At 71.2% G+C, this 14,023-nt stretch carries 13 protein-coding genes; 6 read left to right on the top strand and 7 right to left on the bottom strand.

What is annotated here, in order from left to right; translation table 11 throughout:
* The first annotated feature begins 132 nt into the window (after window positions 1-132).
* Together OH768_RS49530 and OH768_RS49525 are read left to right on the top strand one after the other, a co-directional pair.
* A complete protein-coding gene (locus OH768_RS49530; RefSeq protein WP_406463820.1) occupies window positions 133-1,605 on the top strand; it encodes an APC family permease in 1,473 nt (490 codons plus the stop codon).
* Window positions 1,606-1,615: 10 nt separating this feature from the next.
* Complete coding sequence (locus OH768_RS49525) at window positions 1,616-2,575, top strand: hypothetical protein (protein ID WP_406463818.1); 960 nt, start codon at window positions 1,616-1,618, stop codon at window positions 2,573-2,575.
* Window positions 2,576-2,579: 4 nt separating this feature from the next.
* Here OH768_RS49525 and OH768_RS49520 read toward each other — a convergent pair whose 3' ends face one another.
* From OH768_RS49520 to efeU, 3 genes are all read right to left on the bottom strand, one after another.
* A complete protein-coding gene (locus OH768_RS49520; protein WP_406463817.1) occupies window positions 2,580-3,743 on the bottom strand; it encodes a HoxN/HupN/NixA family nickel/cobalt transporter in 1,164 nt (387 codons plus the stop codon).
* 134 nt (window positions 3,744-3,877) lie between these two features.
* Window positions 3,878-5,149, bottom strand: a complete 1,272-nt coding sequence (gene efeB / locus OH768_RS49515) for an iron uptake transporter deferrochelatase/peroxidase subunit (RefSeq protein WP_406463815.1) — start codon at window positions 5,147-5,149, stop codon at window positions 3,878-3,880.
* Between the two features lie 56 nt (window positions 5,150-5,205).
* Window positions 5,206-7,230, bottom strand: a complete 2,025-nt coding sequence (efeU, locus tag OH768_RS49510; RefSeq protein WP_406463813.1) for an iron uptake transporter permease EfeU — start codon at window positions 7,228-7,230, stop codon at window positions 5,206-5,208.
* Window positions 7,231-7,424: 194 nt separating this feature from the next.
* Between efeU and OH768_RS49505 the strand changes: the two genes are divergently transcribed.
* The 4 genes from OH768_RS49505 to OH768_RS49490 are packed head-to-tail and all read left to right on the top strand — an operon-like array spanning window position 7,425 to window position 9,716.
* On the top strand, window positions 7,425-8,093 hold the full coding sequence (locus OH768_RS49505; protein ID WP_406463812.1) for a DedA family protein: 669 nt from the start codon (window positions 7,425-7,427) through the stop codon (window positions 8,091-8,093).
* The gene (locus OH768_RS49500; RefSeq protein ID WP_406465753.1) at window positions 8,093-8,695 is read left to right on the top strand and encodes a phosphatase PAP2 family protein; all 603 of its coding nucleotides are present in this window, start codon (window positions 8,093-8,095) and stop codon (window positions 8,693-8,695) included. The genes OH768_RS49505 and OH768_RS49500 overlap by 1 nt, the downstream gene beginning before the upstream one ends.
* Window positions 8,692-9,402 carry a phosphatase PAP2 family protein gene (locus OH768_RS49495; RefSeq protein WP_406463810.1) on the top strand — a complete coding sequence of 237 codons (711 nt, stop codon included), beginning with the start codon at window positions 8,692-8,694 and terminating at the stop codon, window positions 9,400-9,402. The genes OH768_RS49500 and OH768_RS49495 overlap by 4 nt, the downstream gene beginning before the upstream one ends.
* 41 nt (window positions 9,403-9,443) lie before the next feature.
* Window positions 9,444-9,716, top strand: coding sequence for a hypothetical protein (locus OH768_RS49490; RefSeq protein WP_406463808.1), 273 nt, complete (start codon window positions 9,444-9,446; stop codon window positions 9,714-9,716).
* Between the two features lie 346 nt (window positions 9,717-10,062).
* Here the strand turns inward: OH768_RS49490 and OH768_RS49485 are convergent, their stop codons facing one another.
* From OH768_RS49485 to OH768_RS49470, 4 genes are all read right to left on the bottom strand, one after another.
* Window positions 10,063-10,779: a hypothetical protein gene (locus OH768_RS49485; RefSeq protein ID WP_406463806.1), complete on the bottom strand. Its 717-nt coding sequence runs from the start codon at window positions 10,777-10,779 to the stop codon at window positions 10,063-10,065.
* A complete protein-coding gene (locus OH768_RS49480) occupies window positions 10,701-11,213 on the bottom strand; it encodes a hypothetical protein (RefSeq protein ID WP_406463804.1) in 513 nt (170 codons plus the stop codon). The genes OH768_RS49485 and OH768_RS49480 overlap by 79 nt, the downstream gene beginning before the upstream one ends.
* 11 nt (window positions 11,214-11,224) lie before the next feature.
* The gene (locus OH768_RS49475; RefSeq protein WP_406463802.1) at window positions 11,225-11,809 is read right to left on the bottom strand and encodes a hypothetical protein; all 585 of its coding nucleotides are present in this window, start codon (window positions 11,807-11,809) and stop codon (window positions 11,225-11,227) included.
* A gap of 83 nt (window positions 11,810-11,892) precedes the next feature.
* Window positions 11,893-14,022 carry a glycoside hydrolase family 36 protein gene (locus tag OH768_RS49470; RefSeq protein ID WP_406463800.1) on the bottom strand — a complete coding sequence of 710 codons (2,130 nt, stop codon included), beginning with the start codon at window positions 14,020-14,022 and terminating at the stop codon, window positions 11,893-11,895.
* Between the last annotated feature and the right edge of the window lies 1 nt (window position 14,023).

The raw sequence follows: 14,023 nt of genomic DNA, 5'->3' as shown, positions 1-14,023 counted from the left end.
CGCAGCGGTTAAGCGGTATCCGCCATTCCCACTCGTTGTTCCGACCGGCCACAGACCTGAGGCCACCCCTCTCCGGGTCGGGGGCCGGTCGCTCAACTCCGCACGTCGTGCAAGACGGAAAGCAGCGCAACCATGAGCAACAACAGGGGCAGAGGGCTGCAGGCCAACGCCCTCGGTACGTTCGACACCGTGGTGATGGCCGTGGCGGGCAGCGCCCCGGCGTACTCGCTGGCCGCGACCACCGCGGTCCTCGTCGGCGCGGTGGGGCTGGCCAGTCCGGCCGCCCTCCTCTACTGCGCGATACCCATGCTCGGCATCGCGCTGGCCTTCAGCTATCTCGGCCGTATCGACGTGAACGCGGGCGCCAGTTACTCCTGGGTGGGGCGCACCCTGCACCCCTTTCTCGGCTTCATCAGCGGCTGGGCGCTGGTGATCTCCGCGACCATCTTCATGGTCGCCGGATCACTGCCCGCCGGGTCGATGACCCTGTCCCTGTTCGACCAGAGTCTCGCGGACAACACGGCGTTGTCGACGGTCGTCGGCGCCGCCTGGTTCGTGATCATGCTGCTCGTGGTGCTCGGCGGCGCCCGACTCACGGTCCGGGCGCAGCTCGTCATGTCCGGTGTCGAGCTGGGGATTCTGGCACTGTTCGCGGCCCTGGCCCTCGTCCACACCGGCAATGCCCGGGTCTTCGACTGGTCCTGGCTGGGCTTCAGCCACTTCGACGGGGTGTCCGGCTTCGCGTCGGGCGCGCTCATCGCCGCGTTCTACTACTGGGGCTGGGACGTCACCAGCAACCTCAGCGAGGAGACCCGCAACAGCCGTCGTACGACCGGACTCGCGGGCCTGATCGGTGTCGGCATCGTGTTCCTACTCTTTGAGGTGTTCACCATCGCGGTGAACGTCATCCTGTCCTCGCGGCAGATCGAGAGCAACGACGCCAATGTGCTGGCCGTGCTCGGCGACGAGATCTGGCCCGGCTGGGGCGGCAAGCTGCTGATCGTGTCGGTGATGCTGTCCACCATCGCCACCCTGGAGACCACGCTCATCCAGGTCACACGGTCGCTGTTCGCGATGGGCCGGGACCGTACGATGCCGGCCGCGCTGGGCCGGGTGCACCGCACCTGGAACACGCCCTGGGTGGCGATCGTCGTGGTCGGCGGGGTGGCGCTGGCGATGTTCATCGCCTCCAACGCGCTCGGTTCGGTGGGCGAGATCCTCGCCGACGCGATCTCGGCGATCGGTCTGCAGATCGCCGTGTACTACGGGCTGGCGGGCCTCGCGGTGGTCGTCGCCTACCGCAAGATGCTGTTCAAGTCGGCGGGGAACTTCCTCTTCGGCGGGCTGTGGCCGCTGTTCGGCGCCCTGTTCATGTTCTGGATCTTCGTCGAGTCGCTGAGCAGCCTGAGCACCGCCGCGATCGCCATCGGCATCGGCGGACTGGCCGTGGGCCTGATCCCGATGTTCTGGTACTGGAAGCAGGGCAGCGACTACTACCGGCCCTCGCGGCTCGACGCCACCCACACCGTGGAGACGGACTACGTCCCCGACGACTTCGTGCCCGAACAGTCCCGGGTCCACCAGGGTCTCCCGACGGACTTCTGAGGGGCACCCGATGGCGCGAGACCGCTACACCCCCGACTTCGATCCCGACTGCGGGGACGCGCCCCTCAGTTCAGCCCGGCACGACATCGTCATCGGCCGCTGGCAGGGCCTGCGGGACCTGCTGCAGAACACCGGTGCGCACTGGCTCGCCCGCGGCCACCGCGTCCGGATGCTCGCGCAGGCCTGCGCGAGCAGTTCGACGGTGGAGTCATGGCTGGCCGCCGAGCCGGGCAGCGGCGACGCGCTCACGCTGCGGGCGGCCACGGAGACGGCCCGGGCCTTCAACCTGGCCATCGCGGCGGGCCGGGGCGTGCCCATCGACCGCAACCGTATCGACGCCGCCGTGACGGCCTGCCTCCAGGCCGCGGAGACCTATCCGGCCGACCCCACGCCGTGGATCTCCCTGATCTCCGTCGCCCGCCTCTACCCGGCGGGCGTACGGCGGCAGGAACTCGCCCGCTGGTGGGACGAGTTGCACCGGCGCGACCCCTACAGCGTCGAGGGCCACCTCCAGGTCCTCCACTACTACTCCTCCCGCTGGCACGGCAGCCACGGCCTCATGTACGACTTCGCCCGCGACGCGGCGGGCGTGGCACCGCCCGGCTGCCCGCTGCCGGTGCTGGTGCAGTACGCGCGGGTCGAGGAGTACCGCTACGTCCTCGACGCGGCCAAGGGCCGGCAGGCCGCCGTGGGCCTCGGCCAGCACTGGACGCACGACGGCGCCGTCAGCGACGTACGGCGGACCTGGCAGCGCTGGATCGCGGCCCGTGAGGAGGGCGCGATCCCGCCCGGCGAACTCCGCGACCTCAACTACCTTGCGCACGCGGCCTGTTACGCCGGGACGAAGGACGTGGCGGCGGCCGTAATGGGCATGCTGGGGCGTCGGGCGACACCCACTCCCTGGTCGTACACCGGGGACGCGGAGAAGCAGCTCGTGAAGTGGCGCAAGGATTTGGGGGTCCGCTCCTGACGGCCTACTCGGCGGGCCGCTCCGCCGGCTGGGCCAGGCCCGCCGTCCACTTGTCCTCGATGCGGCCGAACTTCCAGACCAGCAGGGCCACGGCCCAGGTCGCGAAGAAGAGGCCGACGATGACGAAGCCGATGACGTTGAGGTCGAGGCCCGCGATCCAGTCCCAGAAGAAGCCGTGCAGGTCGAGCTTCTCGGCGAACAGGCCCAGGAGTTCGACCGTCCCGATGATCAGGGCGACGGCGACGGACAGGCCCGTGATGGTGAGGTTGTAGTAGACCTTGCGGACCGGCTTGGAGAAGGCCCAGCCGTAGGCGAAGTTCATGAACGTGCCGTCGATCGTGTCGAGCAGCGACATCCCCGCCGCGAACAGCACCGGCAGGCACAGGATCGCGTACCAGGGCAGGCCGGAGGCGGCGCCCGAGCCCGCGAGGACCAGGAGCGCGATCTCGGTCGCGGTGTCGAAACCCAGACCGAACAGCAGGCCCAGCGGGTACATCTGCCAGGACTTGGTGATCGACTTCATGAAGCGGCCCAGGATGCGGTTCATGAAGCCCCGGTTGTTCAGGTGCTCCTCCAGCGCGGCCTCGTCGAAGTTGCCCGAGCGCATCTGCCGGAACACCTTCCAGATGCCGGCCAGGATGACGAGGTTGATGCCGGCGATGACGTAGAGGAAGGTGCCCGAGACAGTCGTACCGATCAGGCCGGTGACGTCGTGGAGCTGGGAGTTGTCGTCGCGGACCGGGCCCGCCAGCGCCTTGACGCCGAGGGAGAGCAGGAGCGTCAGGCCGAAGACGATGCTGGAGTGGCCGAGCGAGAACCAGAAGCCCACCGACAGGGGCCGCTTCCCCTCGCTCATCAGCTTGCGGGTCGTGTTGTCGATGGCCGCGATGTGGTCCGCGTCGAACGCGTGCCGCATGCCGAGCGTGTACGCGGTGACGCCCATGCCGATGCCGAAGGACTTCTGGCCGACGCTGTAGTGACCCGGCGCGACGATCCACACGAGGGTGAACCAGCCGATCACATGCAGCGCCAGGATGAAGCCGGCCATCCCGCCCACCCTGGTCCACTCCTGCCGCGTCATGGACGTGCGGACGCGGTGCCAGACCGACGGCCGCGAGGTCGCGGCCGTGACGGGGAGGGTCGGAGTGGACTCGGGGGCGGCCGTCATCGAGGGGGTCTTTCTGCCGGGGACGCGGTCGCGGGCTGCAACCTGGTGCCATCTTCCCGTACCTGCAACCCATTCGCAGTAACGGTCGGCAAAGCCCACGGCAGCTCTTGCCCAAGGGAAGGGAAAATACCTGGTCAGGCCGCCAGCAGACCCCGTCCGAGCCAGTCCCTGGCGTCCCGCACACCGGGCAGCGCGTAGAAGTAGCCGCCGCCCGTCGGGGAGATGTAGTCGACCAGGGGTTCGTCGATCAGCCGGGTCTGGGTCGCCTCGAACTGCCGCTTCACGTCCTGTTGGTAGCAGCAGAAGACCAGGCCCATGTCGAGGTTGCCGACGGTGTCGATGCCCCGGTCGTAGTTGTAGCCGCGGCGCAGGATGCGCGAGGTGTCGGAGGCCGCGGTGCGCGGGTTGGCGAGACGGATATGGGCGTCGAGCGGGATGGCCGTGCCCTTGGGGTCCTTGGCGTACTGCGGGATGTCCGTCTCCTTGGCGCCGTCCAGCGGAGCGCCGGTGTCCTTGCGGCGGCCGAACATCAGCTCCTGCTCGCTCAGCGAGACCCGGTCCCAGAACTCGACCAGCATGCGGATGATCCGGATCACCTGGTAGCTGCCGCCGCTCGCCCAGGCGGGCTCGCCCTGTCCGTCACCGACCCAGATCAGCCGGTCGGTCTCGCGGGCCGACTTCACGTCGGGGTTGGCTATGCCGTCCTTGAAGCCGAGCAGGTTGCGCTGGGCGCCCGTGGGGCGCGGGGCGTTCTGGAAGCCGTCGATACGCCACTTGATCTGCATACCGCCCCGGGTGTGCCGGGCGATGTCGCGCAGCGCGTGGAGCACCGTGTCCTGGCGGGCGGCGCACACCTGGAGGGAGAGATCCCCGTGGCATTCGGCGGCGCGCAGGTTGTCGTTCGGGAACGTCCTCATCGGGGTCAGCCGGCTCGGCTTGGCCTTGGCGAGGCCGTAGCGGTCGTCGAAGAGGGAGGCGCCGACGCCGACGGTGACCGTGAGGGCGTCGGCGGGGACCTCCGGTCCGAGGATGCCGTTGTCGGCGGGCGGCGCGCCGACGCCGAGGTCGGCGGGGGTGCCGCCGGAGGTGAGGAAGCGGGCCCGTTCCGTGATCGTGCGCAGCAGATCGGCCAGTTCGGCGCGGTTGTCGGCGATCACGTCGAGGGAGACGAAGGTCGCGGCGGCCGGTGCGGGGGTGAGGATGCCCGCCTGATGGGTGCCGTGGAAAGGCACCTTCGCCGCGTTCGTGGTGTCCGCGGCCTGCGCCTGTGCCGTGCCTCCGGTCTCGGCGAGCGCGAACGCCCCGCCGGCCAGCACCGCGCCCGCGGCCCCGGCACCGAGCGCCGTCCGGACGAAGGAGCGACGGCCGGCTCCGGCCGGGCAGCCCGGGATTTCGGCAGTGGACATCGGACGGTTCCCTTCACTACGACTCTTGTCGGTGCCGCGCGAGTTCTCGGCGCTCATCAGGCGGACTTCCTGATCTCCAGCAGGTCCGGCACCGGGGCCAGGTCCTCCAGCAACTGCCCGGTGGCGCCGTCGAGTCGGGCCCTGTCCGGCCGGCTCAGCTGCTCGACGGGGGTCCAACTGCCGCCGTGGTGCGCCGAGTCGAGCAGCTTCTGCAGCCGGGCTACGGCGGTGTCGACGGCCGGAAGCAGCGTCGAGGACTCCTTGGTCAGCAACGGCTTGAGTGCGGTGAGGAGTTCGCGGGTGCCGGCGAGGTTGCTGTCGACGGTCGCGAGGTTGGTCCCGCTGCCCTCGTCGGTGTCGCCGGTCAGCTCGAACTGCAGGGCGTTCTCCAGGATTTCGTGGGCCCGCAGCGGCAGGTCGCCCGGGTCGAAGTCCTGGGTGGGGAACGCCTTCCGCAACCCCACGACAGCGGTGGCGAGTTGCTGCGCGGGCACCTTCAACTCGCTTGCCGACTGCCCGTGCCACAGCCCGTACTCGATGCGGTGGAAGCCCGCGAAGTCCTTGTCCTCGACTCCCCCGGCCAGCCCGTCGGCCCGGCCGTTGATCTTCTGGTCGAAGTCCTCGAACGTGCCGTAGGCGGCACCGAGCGAGGAGTAGGTGCGGTGCGCGGTCAGCCAGTCGGCGCGCGCCCTGCCGAGGTGGTTGCCCGCGATGTCGGCGCTGAGCTGCCGGGTCTGGGTTTCGAGGGTGCCCAGGCCCTGGTCGACGTACACCTTGTAGGCCTTGAGGGGCGCGGCGAGGTCGTTCTCGGAGACGGGGACGACGGCCTTCCCCGTCCCGCCCCCGCCGCTGACGTGCACGGTGGCCGAGGTGACGGCCTTCGCGCCGGTGGGGACGCAGCGCCAGGCGTACGAGCCGCCCGCGACGGTGGCGACCAGGTCCCGGGTGGTGCCCGGGGCCAGGCCCTCGACCTCGCCGTAGACCGCGCCGGTGGCCGGGTCGATGAGATACACCTCGGACGTCTTGTCGCCGGTGTTGTGCATCTGGAAGGTCTGGCGTCCGGTGTCGGGCGCGGTGAAGCCCTTCCCGCACTCCGTCTCGGAGACGGCGACCGTCTCGGAACTCGCGGGCTTGGGGCGGGCGAAGGCGACGACGAGCCCGGCCACGACGGCGGGTACGGCGACCACGGCGACGGGGACGACCCAGACCGGGCGGCGGCGCGGGGACACCTCGGGTGCGCGCGCTTCGGCGGGCTCGGGCGCGGGCGTCCTGGTCCGTACGCCGCGCACGAACAGGGGCATCACCACCGCGAGATAGCCGACGTAGCCCATCACCTGGAGCCAGGTCATCGTGGGCATCAGGTTGAACACGCCCTGGATGAGGGTGCTGTACCAGGAGCCGGCGTCGACGCTGCCGCTGAGGTCGAAGGCGTACGCGGTCGGGCCGGGCAGGGCGCCGCCCTCCTGGAGGTCGCGCAGGCCGTAGCCGAGGACACCGGCGGCGATGACGATGAGGACGACGCCGGTGGCGGTGAAGAACTTCGTCAGGTTGATCCTGAGGACCCGGCGGTACAGGCCCCAGCACAGGCCGGCCGCGAGGACGAGGCCGATGGCGGCCCCGACCAGGGGGCCGGAGGACTCACCCGCCGCGCGGGCGGTGGTCCACAGGAACAGCGCCGTCTCCAGGCCCTCACGGCCGACGGCGAGGAACGAGGTGAGCATCAGCACGCCCGCACCCATGCCGAGCGCGCCGGTCACCTTCTCCCTGATCTCGCCGGAGAAGGTGCGGGCCGAGCGGCGCATCCAGAACACCATCGCGGTGACGAACGCGACGGCGATCACGCTGAGGACACCGCCGAACGCTTCCTGCGCGGTGGCGGAGAGGTTCGCCGCGGTGAACGTGAGCACGGCGCCGAAGCTCAGTGCGAGGGCCATCGCGGCCAGCACGCCGGTCCACACCTGCGGCAGACGGGACTTGGCGTCGGCGCGGACGAGGGTGGCGACCAGGATCGAGACGATGAGTCCCGCTTCCAGCCCCTCCCTCAGTCCGATCAGAAAGCTCGGAAACGCGTCGTCCCACATTGGGTGCGACCCCTCCTGGGTTAGTGAAGGCATGCCTTACTTCGCGGACCATCATGACTACATGCGTGTAGTCCATCAGTCATGAATCGGCAATGACCGGGCAAAAGTGCGGAACTCCGCGCGTGCCACGATCGTCTACAGTTGAGTAGACCGTCTACAGATTTGTAGTCACACCGGCGAAGGGGCTCACGACGATGACCACACCCTTGGACCTGGCGTCCCAGCTCGCCGTCAACGTGCTGGACGCCAAGTCGCTGCTGGCCGCCTTCGGTGTGCTGGGGGTCGGCGTGGTGATGTTCGCCGAGACCGGGTTGCTGATCGGGTTCTTCCTGCCCGGCGACTCCCTGCTGTTCACGGCGGGCCTGCTCTGCACGGGCGGCGCGGACAGAGCCGTGAAGCTGTCGCTCCCGCCGCTCCTGGTCGCGGCGGCGGTGGGTGCGCTCGCCGGAGCGCAGTGCGGCTATCTGCTCGGCCGGAAGGCGGGCGGCGCGCTGCTCACCCGCAGCCGCTCGCCCCGCCTGCACGAAGGCGCCCGGCGGGCCGAGGAGTTGCTCGACCGGTACGGCCACGCGAAGGCGGTCGTGCTGGCCCGCTTCGTGCCCGTGGTGCGGACGGTCCTGAACCCGATGGCGGGCGCGCTCGGGGTGCCCGTCCGGACGTTCACCGTGTGGCAGGTGGTCGGCGGCCTGGTGTGGAGCCTGGGACTGACGCTCGCCGGTTACGCGCTCGGTTCCTCGGTCCCGAACGTCGACAAGTACCTGCTGCCCATGGTCGCCCTGATCGTGGTCGTGTCGCTGCTCCCCCTCGTCGCCGAGGTGCGCCGCTCCCGCAGGGCGGCCCGGGCCGGGGAGGCGCGCGGATGATCCTCGTCGCCTTCCAGGGGTCCTCGATCGACGGCTCGGCCTACGAGGACGTGGTGAACTCGGCGCAGCAGGCACCCGGTTGGCTGGACGACGCGGTCTCGGTCTGGTCGGCGTACGGGCTCGGGGTGTTCGCCGTGCTGATGATCGTGGGCTGGTGGCGGGCGCGCCGGGTGAGTGCCGAGGCGGCGCTGACGGCGCTGGCCGTGCCGCTGGTCGTAGTGGCCGCGTACGGGATCGACACCCTGCTGAAGTCGCTGGTGCGGGAGAACCGCCCCTGCCAGAGCCTGCATGTGGTCACGCTGGAGGCGTGTCCGGCGCCGGGTGACTGGTCCTTCCCCAGCAATCACGCGACGATCGCGGCGGCTGCGGCGGTCGCCCTGTTCTTCGTCTCCCGCCGGCTCGGCGCGCTCGCGGCGGTGGCCGCGCTCGCGATGGCGGTGTCCCGGGTGTGGGTCGGGGTCCACTATCCGCATGACGTGGTGGCGGGCGTCCTGGTAGGCACGCTCCTCGCGTTCGGCGCGATGGTCCTGGTGGGGCGCCGCCCGAAGTCTCTGCTACGGCGGATCACGGCCGGCAGGCTGCGACCGCTGGTGGTGTCGTGAACCGGAAGGACGTCGCCGAGCTGGCGGGCAGCGTGGGGGTGGGTGCCTGGACCGCGTTCGGTGTGCTGAGCATGGTCGTGATCGGGCGCGAGGGCGTTCCGCTGTTCACGGACGAGGATCTGCTGTCGTGGTCCGTCGCCCACCGCCCGGACATGGCGGTGGCGGTGGCACGCGGTGTGACCGCGACCGGCACGGGCATCGTCCCGTACGCCCTCGTCGTCCTCGCCGGACTCCTCACCGGCCGCACCGTGCGTCGGCGGCTGCTCGCCGCGGCCCTGGCCACGGCCTGCCTCGCCGCCGGGCAGGGACTGCGCTACGGCGTGATGACGCTGATCGCGCGGCCCCGCCCGGTGCGGGCCGACTGGGCCGGACATGCCTCGGGCTGGTCGTTCCCCTCGGGCCACACCACCACGGCGGCAATCACCGCCGGGCTGGTGATCCTCGCGATAGGCGTGCGCGCTCCGCACGGACGGAGCGCGCTGTGTCTGGCCGTCGGCTGCTGGGGCGTGCTGGTCGGGATGACCCGGGTGTATCTGGGCGTGCACTGGTTCACCGATGTGCTCGGCGGCTGGCTGTTCGCCGTCGGCTGGCTCGGCGTGTGCCTGTGCGCGGCGGCCTGGTGGCTGCCGGCGTGGCTGCTCGCGGACTCGCCGGACGGAGCCGTACCGCCACGGGAGGAGCATGCGTCCCGGGGTTCCGCGTCGTAGCCGGTCGTCGTCTCCAGCTGGGGCCGGACCGGGGCCGGGCAGTGCGCGCTCGACTCCTCCGTGTCCTCCAGGCCGTACGGCGCGTCGAGTTCGAGCTCGAACCAGACCTCCTTGCCCTCCTCGACGAGACGGCTGCCCCAGCGGTGGGCGAGTGCGTCGACGAGGAGGAGACCCCGGCCGTTCTCGCTGTCGGCGTCGGCTGCGGGGGCATGGCGCTCTCCGACTGCCGGTGCGAGGGCCGGGGCAGGTGCCGGTGCTCGTCCGCGACCTCACAGCGCAGGGTGCCGACGCCCAGTGACACGGTGAGCCGGTAGCGGCCGCCGGCGTGGACGACCGCGTTGGTGGCGAGCTCGCCGACCAGCAGTTCCGCGAGATCCGTCAGGTCCGGGAGGCCGTACTCGACCAGCCATTTGCGGACGGCCTCCCGGGCCTGGCGGACCGAGGATCTTCCCGGGCCCAGGATCGTGGTGCGGCCATCGCCCACGGTCGGCAGGCCGCGCGGACGGTCGTTCGGCATGGTCGTCTCCCTTCGGCCCCGAGGGCGTTCGGCGCGTGCGCTGCGAGGCCGGGTCCGGCATCGGGCCCGGCCTCGTGTCCACCATGCGTCCGCCGTGTCCGTCGGGTCTCGGGGGGAACTACCCGAATCCACGCGGCAGTTCGTCAACCCGACGCCACGAGATCCGTCTCCACGAGGTCCGTCTCCATCCGGATCGTCCAGCCGCCCGTCGCCCCGTCACCGGATCTCATGTCCACGAACTCGCAGACCTGGCGGGTCTCCCAGAGCCCGTCCTCAGGCCGAGTCTCGGGGCCCGGCGGCCTGAAGCCGAGGAACGGGTCGGTGATCCGCCCGCGAGGGGTGCGCAGCTCGCAGACGATCCGCCGAGGTGTCGACCACAACCGCAGCTGCGCGCGGTCGCAGCCCTGGGCCGCCGCATACCCCGTGGCGCCGGACACGGCCCACCCGAAGCGGGCCGCCGCCTCGGGCGCCATGCCACGGGCCCGCGCCTGGGCGCGGTCGTAGTCGCCGCTGATCAGGCAGGCGCCGCCCCGGCCGAAAAAGGTGTGTGCCACCTCGGCCTCGGCGCCGAGCCGTAGGGCCAGTTCGCGGGACTCCTCGACGAGGGGTGCGGCCCGGACGGCGTCGCCCTGGCTGAGGAGCATCAGGGCCAGCGACCACAGGGCCCGCGCGCGGGGGACGGTCGGCTCGGGGGCGGTGGCGAGCAGCCGTTCCAGCCAGCACCGGCCCTCCATCAGGGCGCCGGTCGCGAACCAGAAGAACCACAGATGTCCGGCCGGCTTCAGCCCCGCCTGCACCTCGCCAGGTGTGGTGAGGCAGTACTCCAGCGCCGAGCGGATCGTGTCCGACTCCGCGTGCAACCGCCGTACCAGCTCCGGCTGTTCGGGGCCGAACCAGCGTCGCTCGCAGTCCTCGACGAAGTCAAGGCACCAGTCCCGGACCCGGGCCGGGCCGTCTCCTCCGCGTCGGCGCCGTGCTCGCGGAGCCGGTCGAGGCCGTACTGCCGGATCGACTCCAGCATCCGGTACCGGGCGTGGACGGCGTCGCCGTCGCGGACCAGTAGCGACTTGTCGACCAGACCGGCCACGGCGTCCACCAACTCGTCGCGGTCGAGGCCGGGTTCCGCGCAGACCTCCTCCGCGGCACCCAGGTCGAAGCTCCCGGCGAAGACCGAGGCGCGCGCACACGGCCCGTTCGTCGGGGGTGCACAGGTCGTGGCTCCAGTCGCGGCCGCGCGCAACGTGCGGTGCCGGGGCAGGGCGTCCTCGTCGGCGGCCAGCAACCGGTCGTCCACGCCGGCGGCCGCTACCGGCTCACCGCGTCCTGGTTGGCCGGCGTGAGCGAGAAGCCCGGCAGTACGGCGGCGGCCCGGTCGGCGAACCGGGCCAGTGCCGGGTACTCCAGGGCGGGTTTCGGCGGCAGCGGCTCGTCCGCCGAAGGGGTCGGCAACGGCTGTACTTCCAGGACGTGTTGGGCACGGACGCGCAGCGGCTGTCTGCTGGTCGCCAGGACGCGCAACCTGGTCGTCTCCGCGAGCAGTGTCTCGACGAGCAGCGACTCCCGGTCCTGGAGGTGGTCGACGAGGACCAGCGCGGGTGAACGGCCGGACACGTCACGGATGTTGAGCGCCTCGATCAGGGCGAGCGGCACCAGCGACGCGTCCCGCACACCGGCCAGGTGGACGAGGTGCACCCCGTCGGCGAACGCCCGCGTCAGCCGGGGTACCGCGTGCCGCACGAGCCTGGTCTTGCCGACGCCGGCCGTGCCGGTCAGAGTCACCAGCCGATGGACGGCCACCAGGCGTCTGACCTCGGCGGTCTCCTGGCGCCTGCCGACGAAGTGGTACGCCCGGTGCCCGCCCGCCATGGCCTCGCCGCGCATGGACTTCAAGAACTCTAGGGGCGGGACGCGGACGAAGCGCCCACAGCCCGACGATCACCAATGGATCATCCGTGCCACGACGGATCGTCGGGTCAACTGCCGCCCAGCCGAACGAGAACGGCGGTACCGGCCCGGGGCAGCGACACCGTCAGCCGCCCCTCGGCCGCGTCCCACTCCACCCCGGCATCGGCCGTCGCCGGATACAGCACCACGGGCTGGACACGAGCGCCGCGCAGGTGGGGGACGGCGAGCGCGCGGTCGACGGTGCCGGGCCCGTCGCCGTCCGACTCCCGCCGCCAGACGGTCACATAGGTGGACCGCGCGCCCCGGAGCCCGTGCGCGATCCACTCGTCGTCCCAGCCGGGCAGGCTCAGCGGCCAGAAGGGGTGCGCGGCGCCGATCTCCGCCCTGATGTCCTTGTAGACGGAGAGCGCCGAGCGGACGAGGTCGAACCGCTCGTCGTCCATGCGGTTGAGGAATCCGGACAGGTGGATACGGCCCAGCAGCGCGCCGGTGAGGGTGAAGGCGATCTCGTCCGGGCTCTGGTCGGGCTGGGGGTAGGCCCACACGGCGGCCTGCTCGGGTGCCGCGGCGGTGCCGGCCGAGGCGGCGATGGGCGGGTAGCACAGCGGGTCCTGCTGGTCGCTGGTGGACTGGATCTGCGCCACGGCGAGTTGGGCGTAGTCCATGCGCAGTCCGCCCGATCCGCAGTTCTCCAGGACCAGTTGAGGATGACGGTCGAGGAGTGCGGCCATCCAGTCGAGGTGGGCGCGATGGTGCCCGAGCAGTCCCGCACCCGCGCTCTCCGTCCCGTGCTCCGTGCCGGGCCCGATGTTGATGTTGTAGTCGAGCTTGAGGTAGCCGACGCCCCACTCGCCGACGAGCCGGTCCACGACCTCGTCGAGGTGGGCGCGGGCGCCCGGGTGCCGCAGGTCCAGGTGATGCCGTCCGTGTTCCGTGACGCGCAGGCCACCGCGCCGGAAGAACGCCTCGGGCGGCAGCGTGCGGGCCAACGGGCTCCGGACGCCGACCACTTCGGGTTCCAGCCACAGACCCGGCGCCATGCCGTGCTTCCTGATGGCGTCCAGGACCTCCTGAATCCCGCCCGGGAAGCGGTCGGGTGCGGCCTCCCACGCGCCGACGGAGTCCCACCAACCCTGGGCGTCGTCGTCGTACCAGCCCGCGTCGATCACGAACACCTCGGCACCGGCGCTCGCCGCCGCCTCGATGAGCGGCAGGAGCCGTTCGGTTGTGGGATCGCCCATCAGGGTGTTCATGTAGTCGTTGTAGATCACCGGGAGTCGGCGATGGTCGGGGTGGTCGCGGCGGATGCCGCGCCGGTGGTCGGTGAGCGCCGCGAAGGCGGCGTCCAGACCGCCGCTTTCCGTGCGGACCAGGACGGCCGGGACGGTGCGGAACTCCTCGCCGGGGGCCAGGGTCTGATGCCACTGGTGATGGGCGTCGTCGGGCCCGAACAGGGCGACATAGGCCGCGCCTTCGCGCTCTCCGGTCTCGAAGCGCCAGCCCGCGCTGGACTCGATCTGCCACAGCCACGCCTCGCCGTCGCGGTCGGTGAGCGCGGCGACCGGCAGGTGGCGCCCGGTGGACCAACTCCCTTGCGAATAGCACTCGAAGCAGCCGCGCCCCTCGTGACCGTGGGCGGACCGGTTCAACGCCACGACCTCGTCGCGGAACCGGGCCCGGCGCCAACGGCATTCGGCGAGCCAGCTGTTGTCCGCCCAGTGCAGGGTCAGGCCATCAACTCCGGTGTCGGAATCGGAGATACCGCCGAGGGCCAGGGTCGTCACGCTCTCCAACCGGACCGGCTCGACGCCCTCGTTGACCAGCCGTACCCGCGAGCGCAGAAAACGCGAGCCGACGCCCGTCTCCAGGACGACCTCGGCGGCCAGCCCGGTCACGGGGTCCGCCAGCCGGATCGTCGTACGCTCCGTGCTTCCGTCCCGTACGGTCTCGTGGTCGCGGTAGGCGAGGCGTTCGCCGATGGCCGTCTCGATGAAGCGCTCCCCCGACCACAGGCGCCCGTGCCCGGTCGCGGTGACCTCGACGAGCGGCACCAGGCGGGCCCAGTCCTGGCCGGGCGCTCCGAGCCGGACCGCTCCGGCGGCATCGACGAGGGCGTGCAGCCCGAGCGTCGGATGCGACCAGACACGGGACGGCTCGGTCGCTCCTACGGCACTGGTCAACGCGTTCTCCGCTTCCACC

It is taken from the genome of Streptomyces sp. NBC_01622 (assembly GCF_045209635.1).
GTDB lineage: Bacteria > Actinomycetota > Actinomycetes > Streptomycetales > Streptomycetaceae > Streptomyces.
Note: the sequence above shows the minus strand (reverse complement) of the source record. Positions and strands in the feature narration are given on the sequence as shown.

Coding starts and splice junctions, on each gene's coding strand:
- OH768_RS49530 (WP_406463820.1), top strand. CDS start 133: ATGAGCAACAACAGGGGCAGAGGGCTGCAGGCCAACGCCCTCGGTACG.
- OH768_RS49525 (WP_406463818.1), top strand. CDS start 1,616: ATGGCGCGAGACCGCTACACCCCCGACTTCGATCCCGACTGCGGGGAC.
- OH768_RS49520 (WP_406463817.1), bottom strand. CDS start 3,743: ATGACGGCCGCCCCCGAGTCCACTCCGACCCTCCCCGTCACGGCCGCG.
- efeB (WP_406463815.1), bottom strand. CDS start 5,149: ATGTCCACTGCCGAAATCCCGGGCTGCCCGGCCGGAGCCGGCCGTCGC.
- efeU (WP_406463813.1), bottom strand. CDS start 7,230: ATGTGGGACGACGCGTTTCCGAGCTTTCTGATCGGACTGAGGGAGGGG.
- OH768_RS49505 (WP_406463812.1), top strand. CDS start 7,425: ATGACCACACCCTTGGACCTGGCGTCCCAGCTCGCCGTCAACGTGCTG.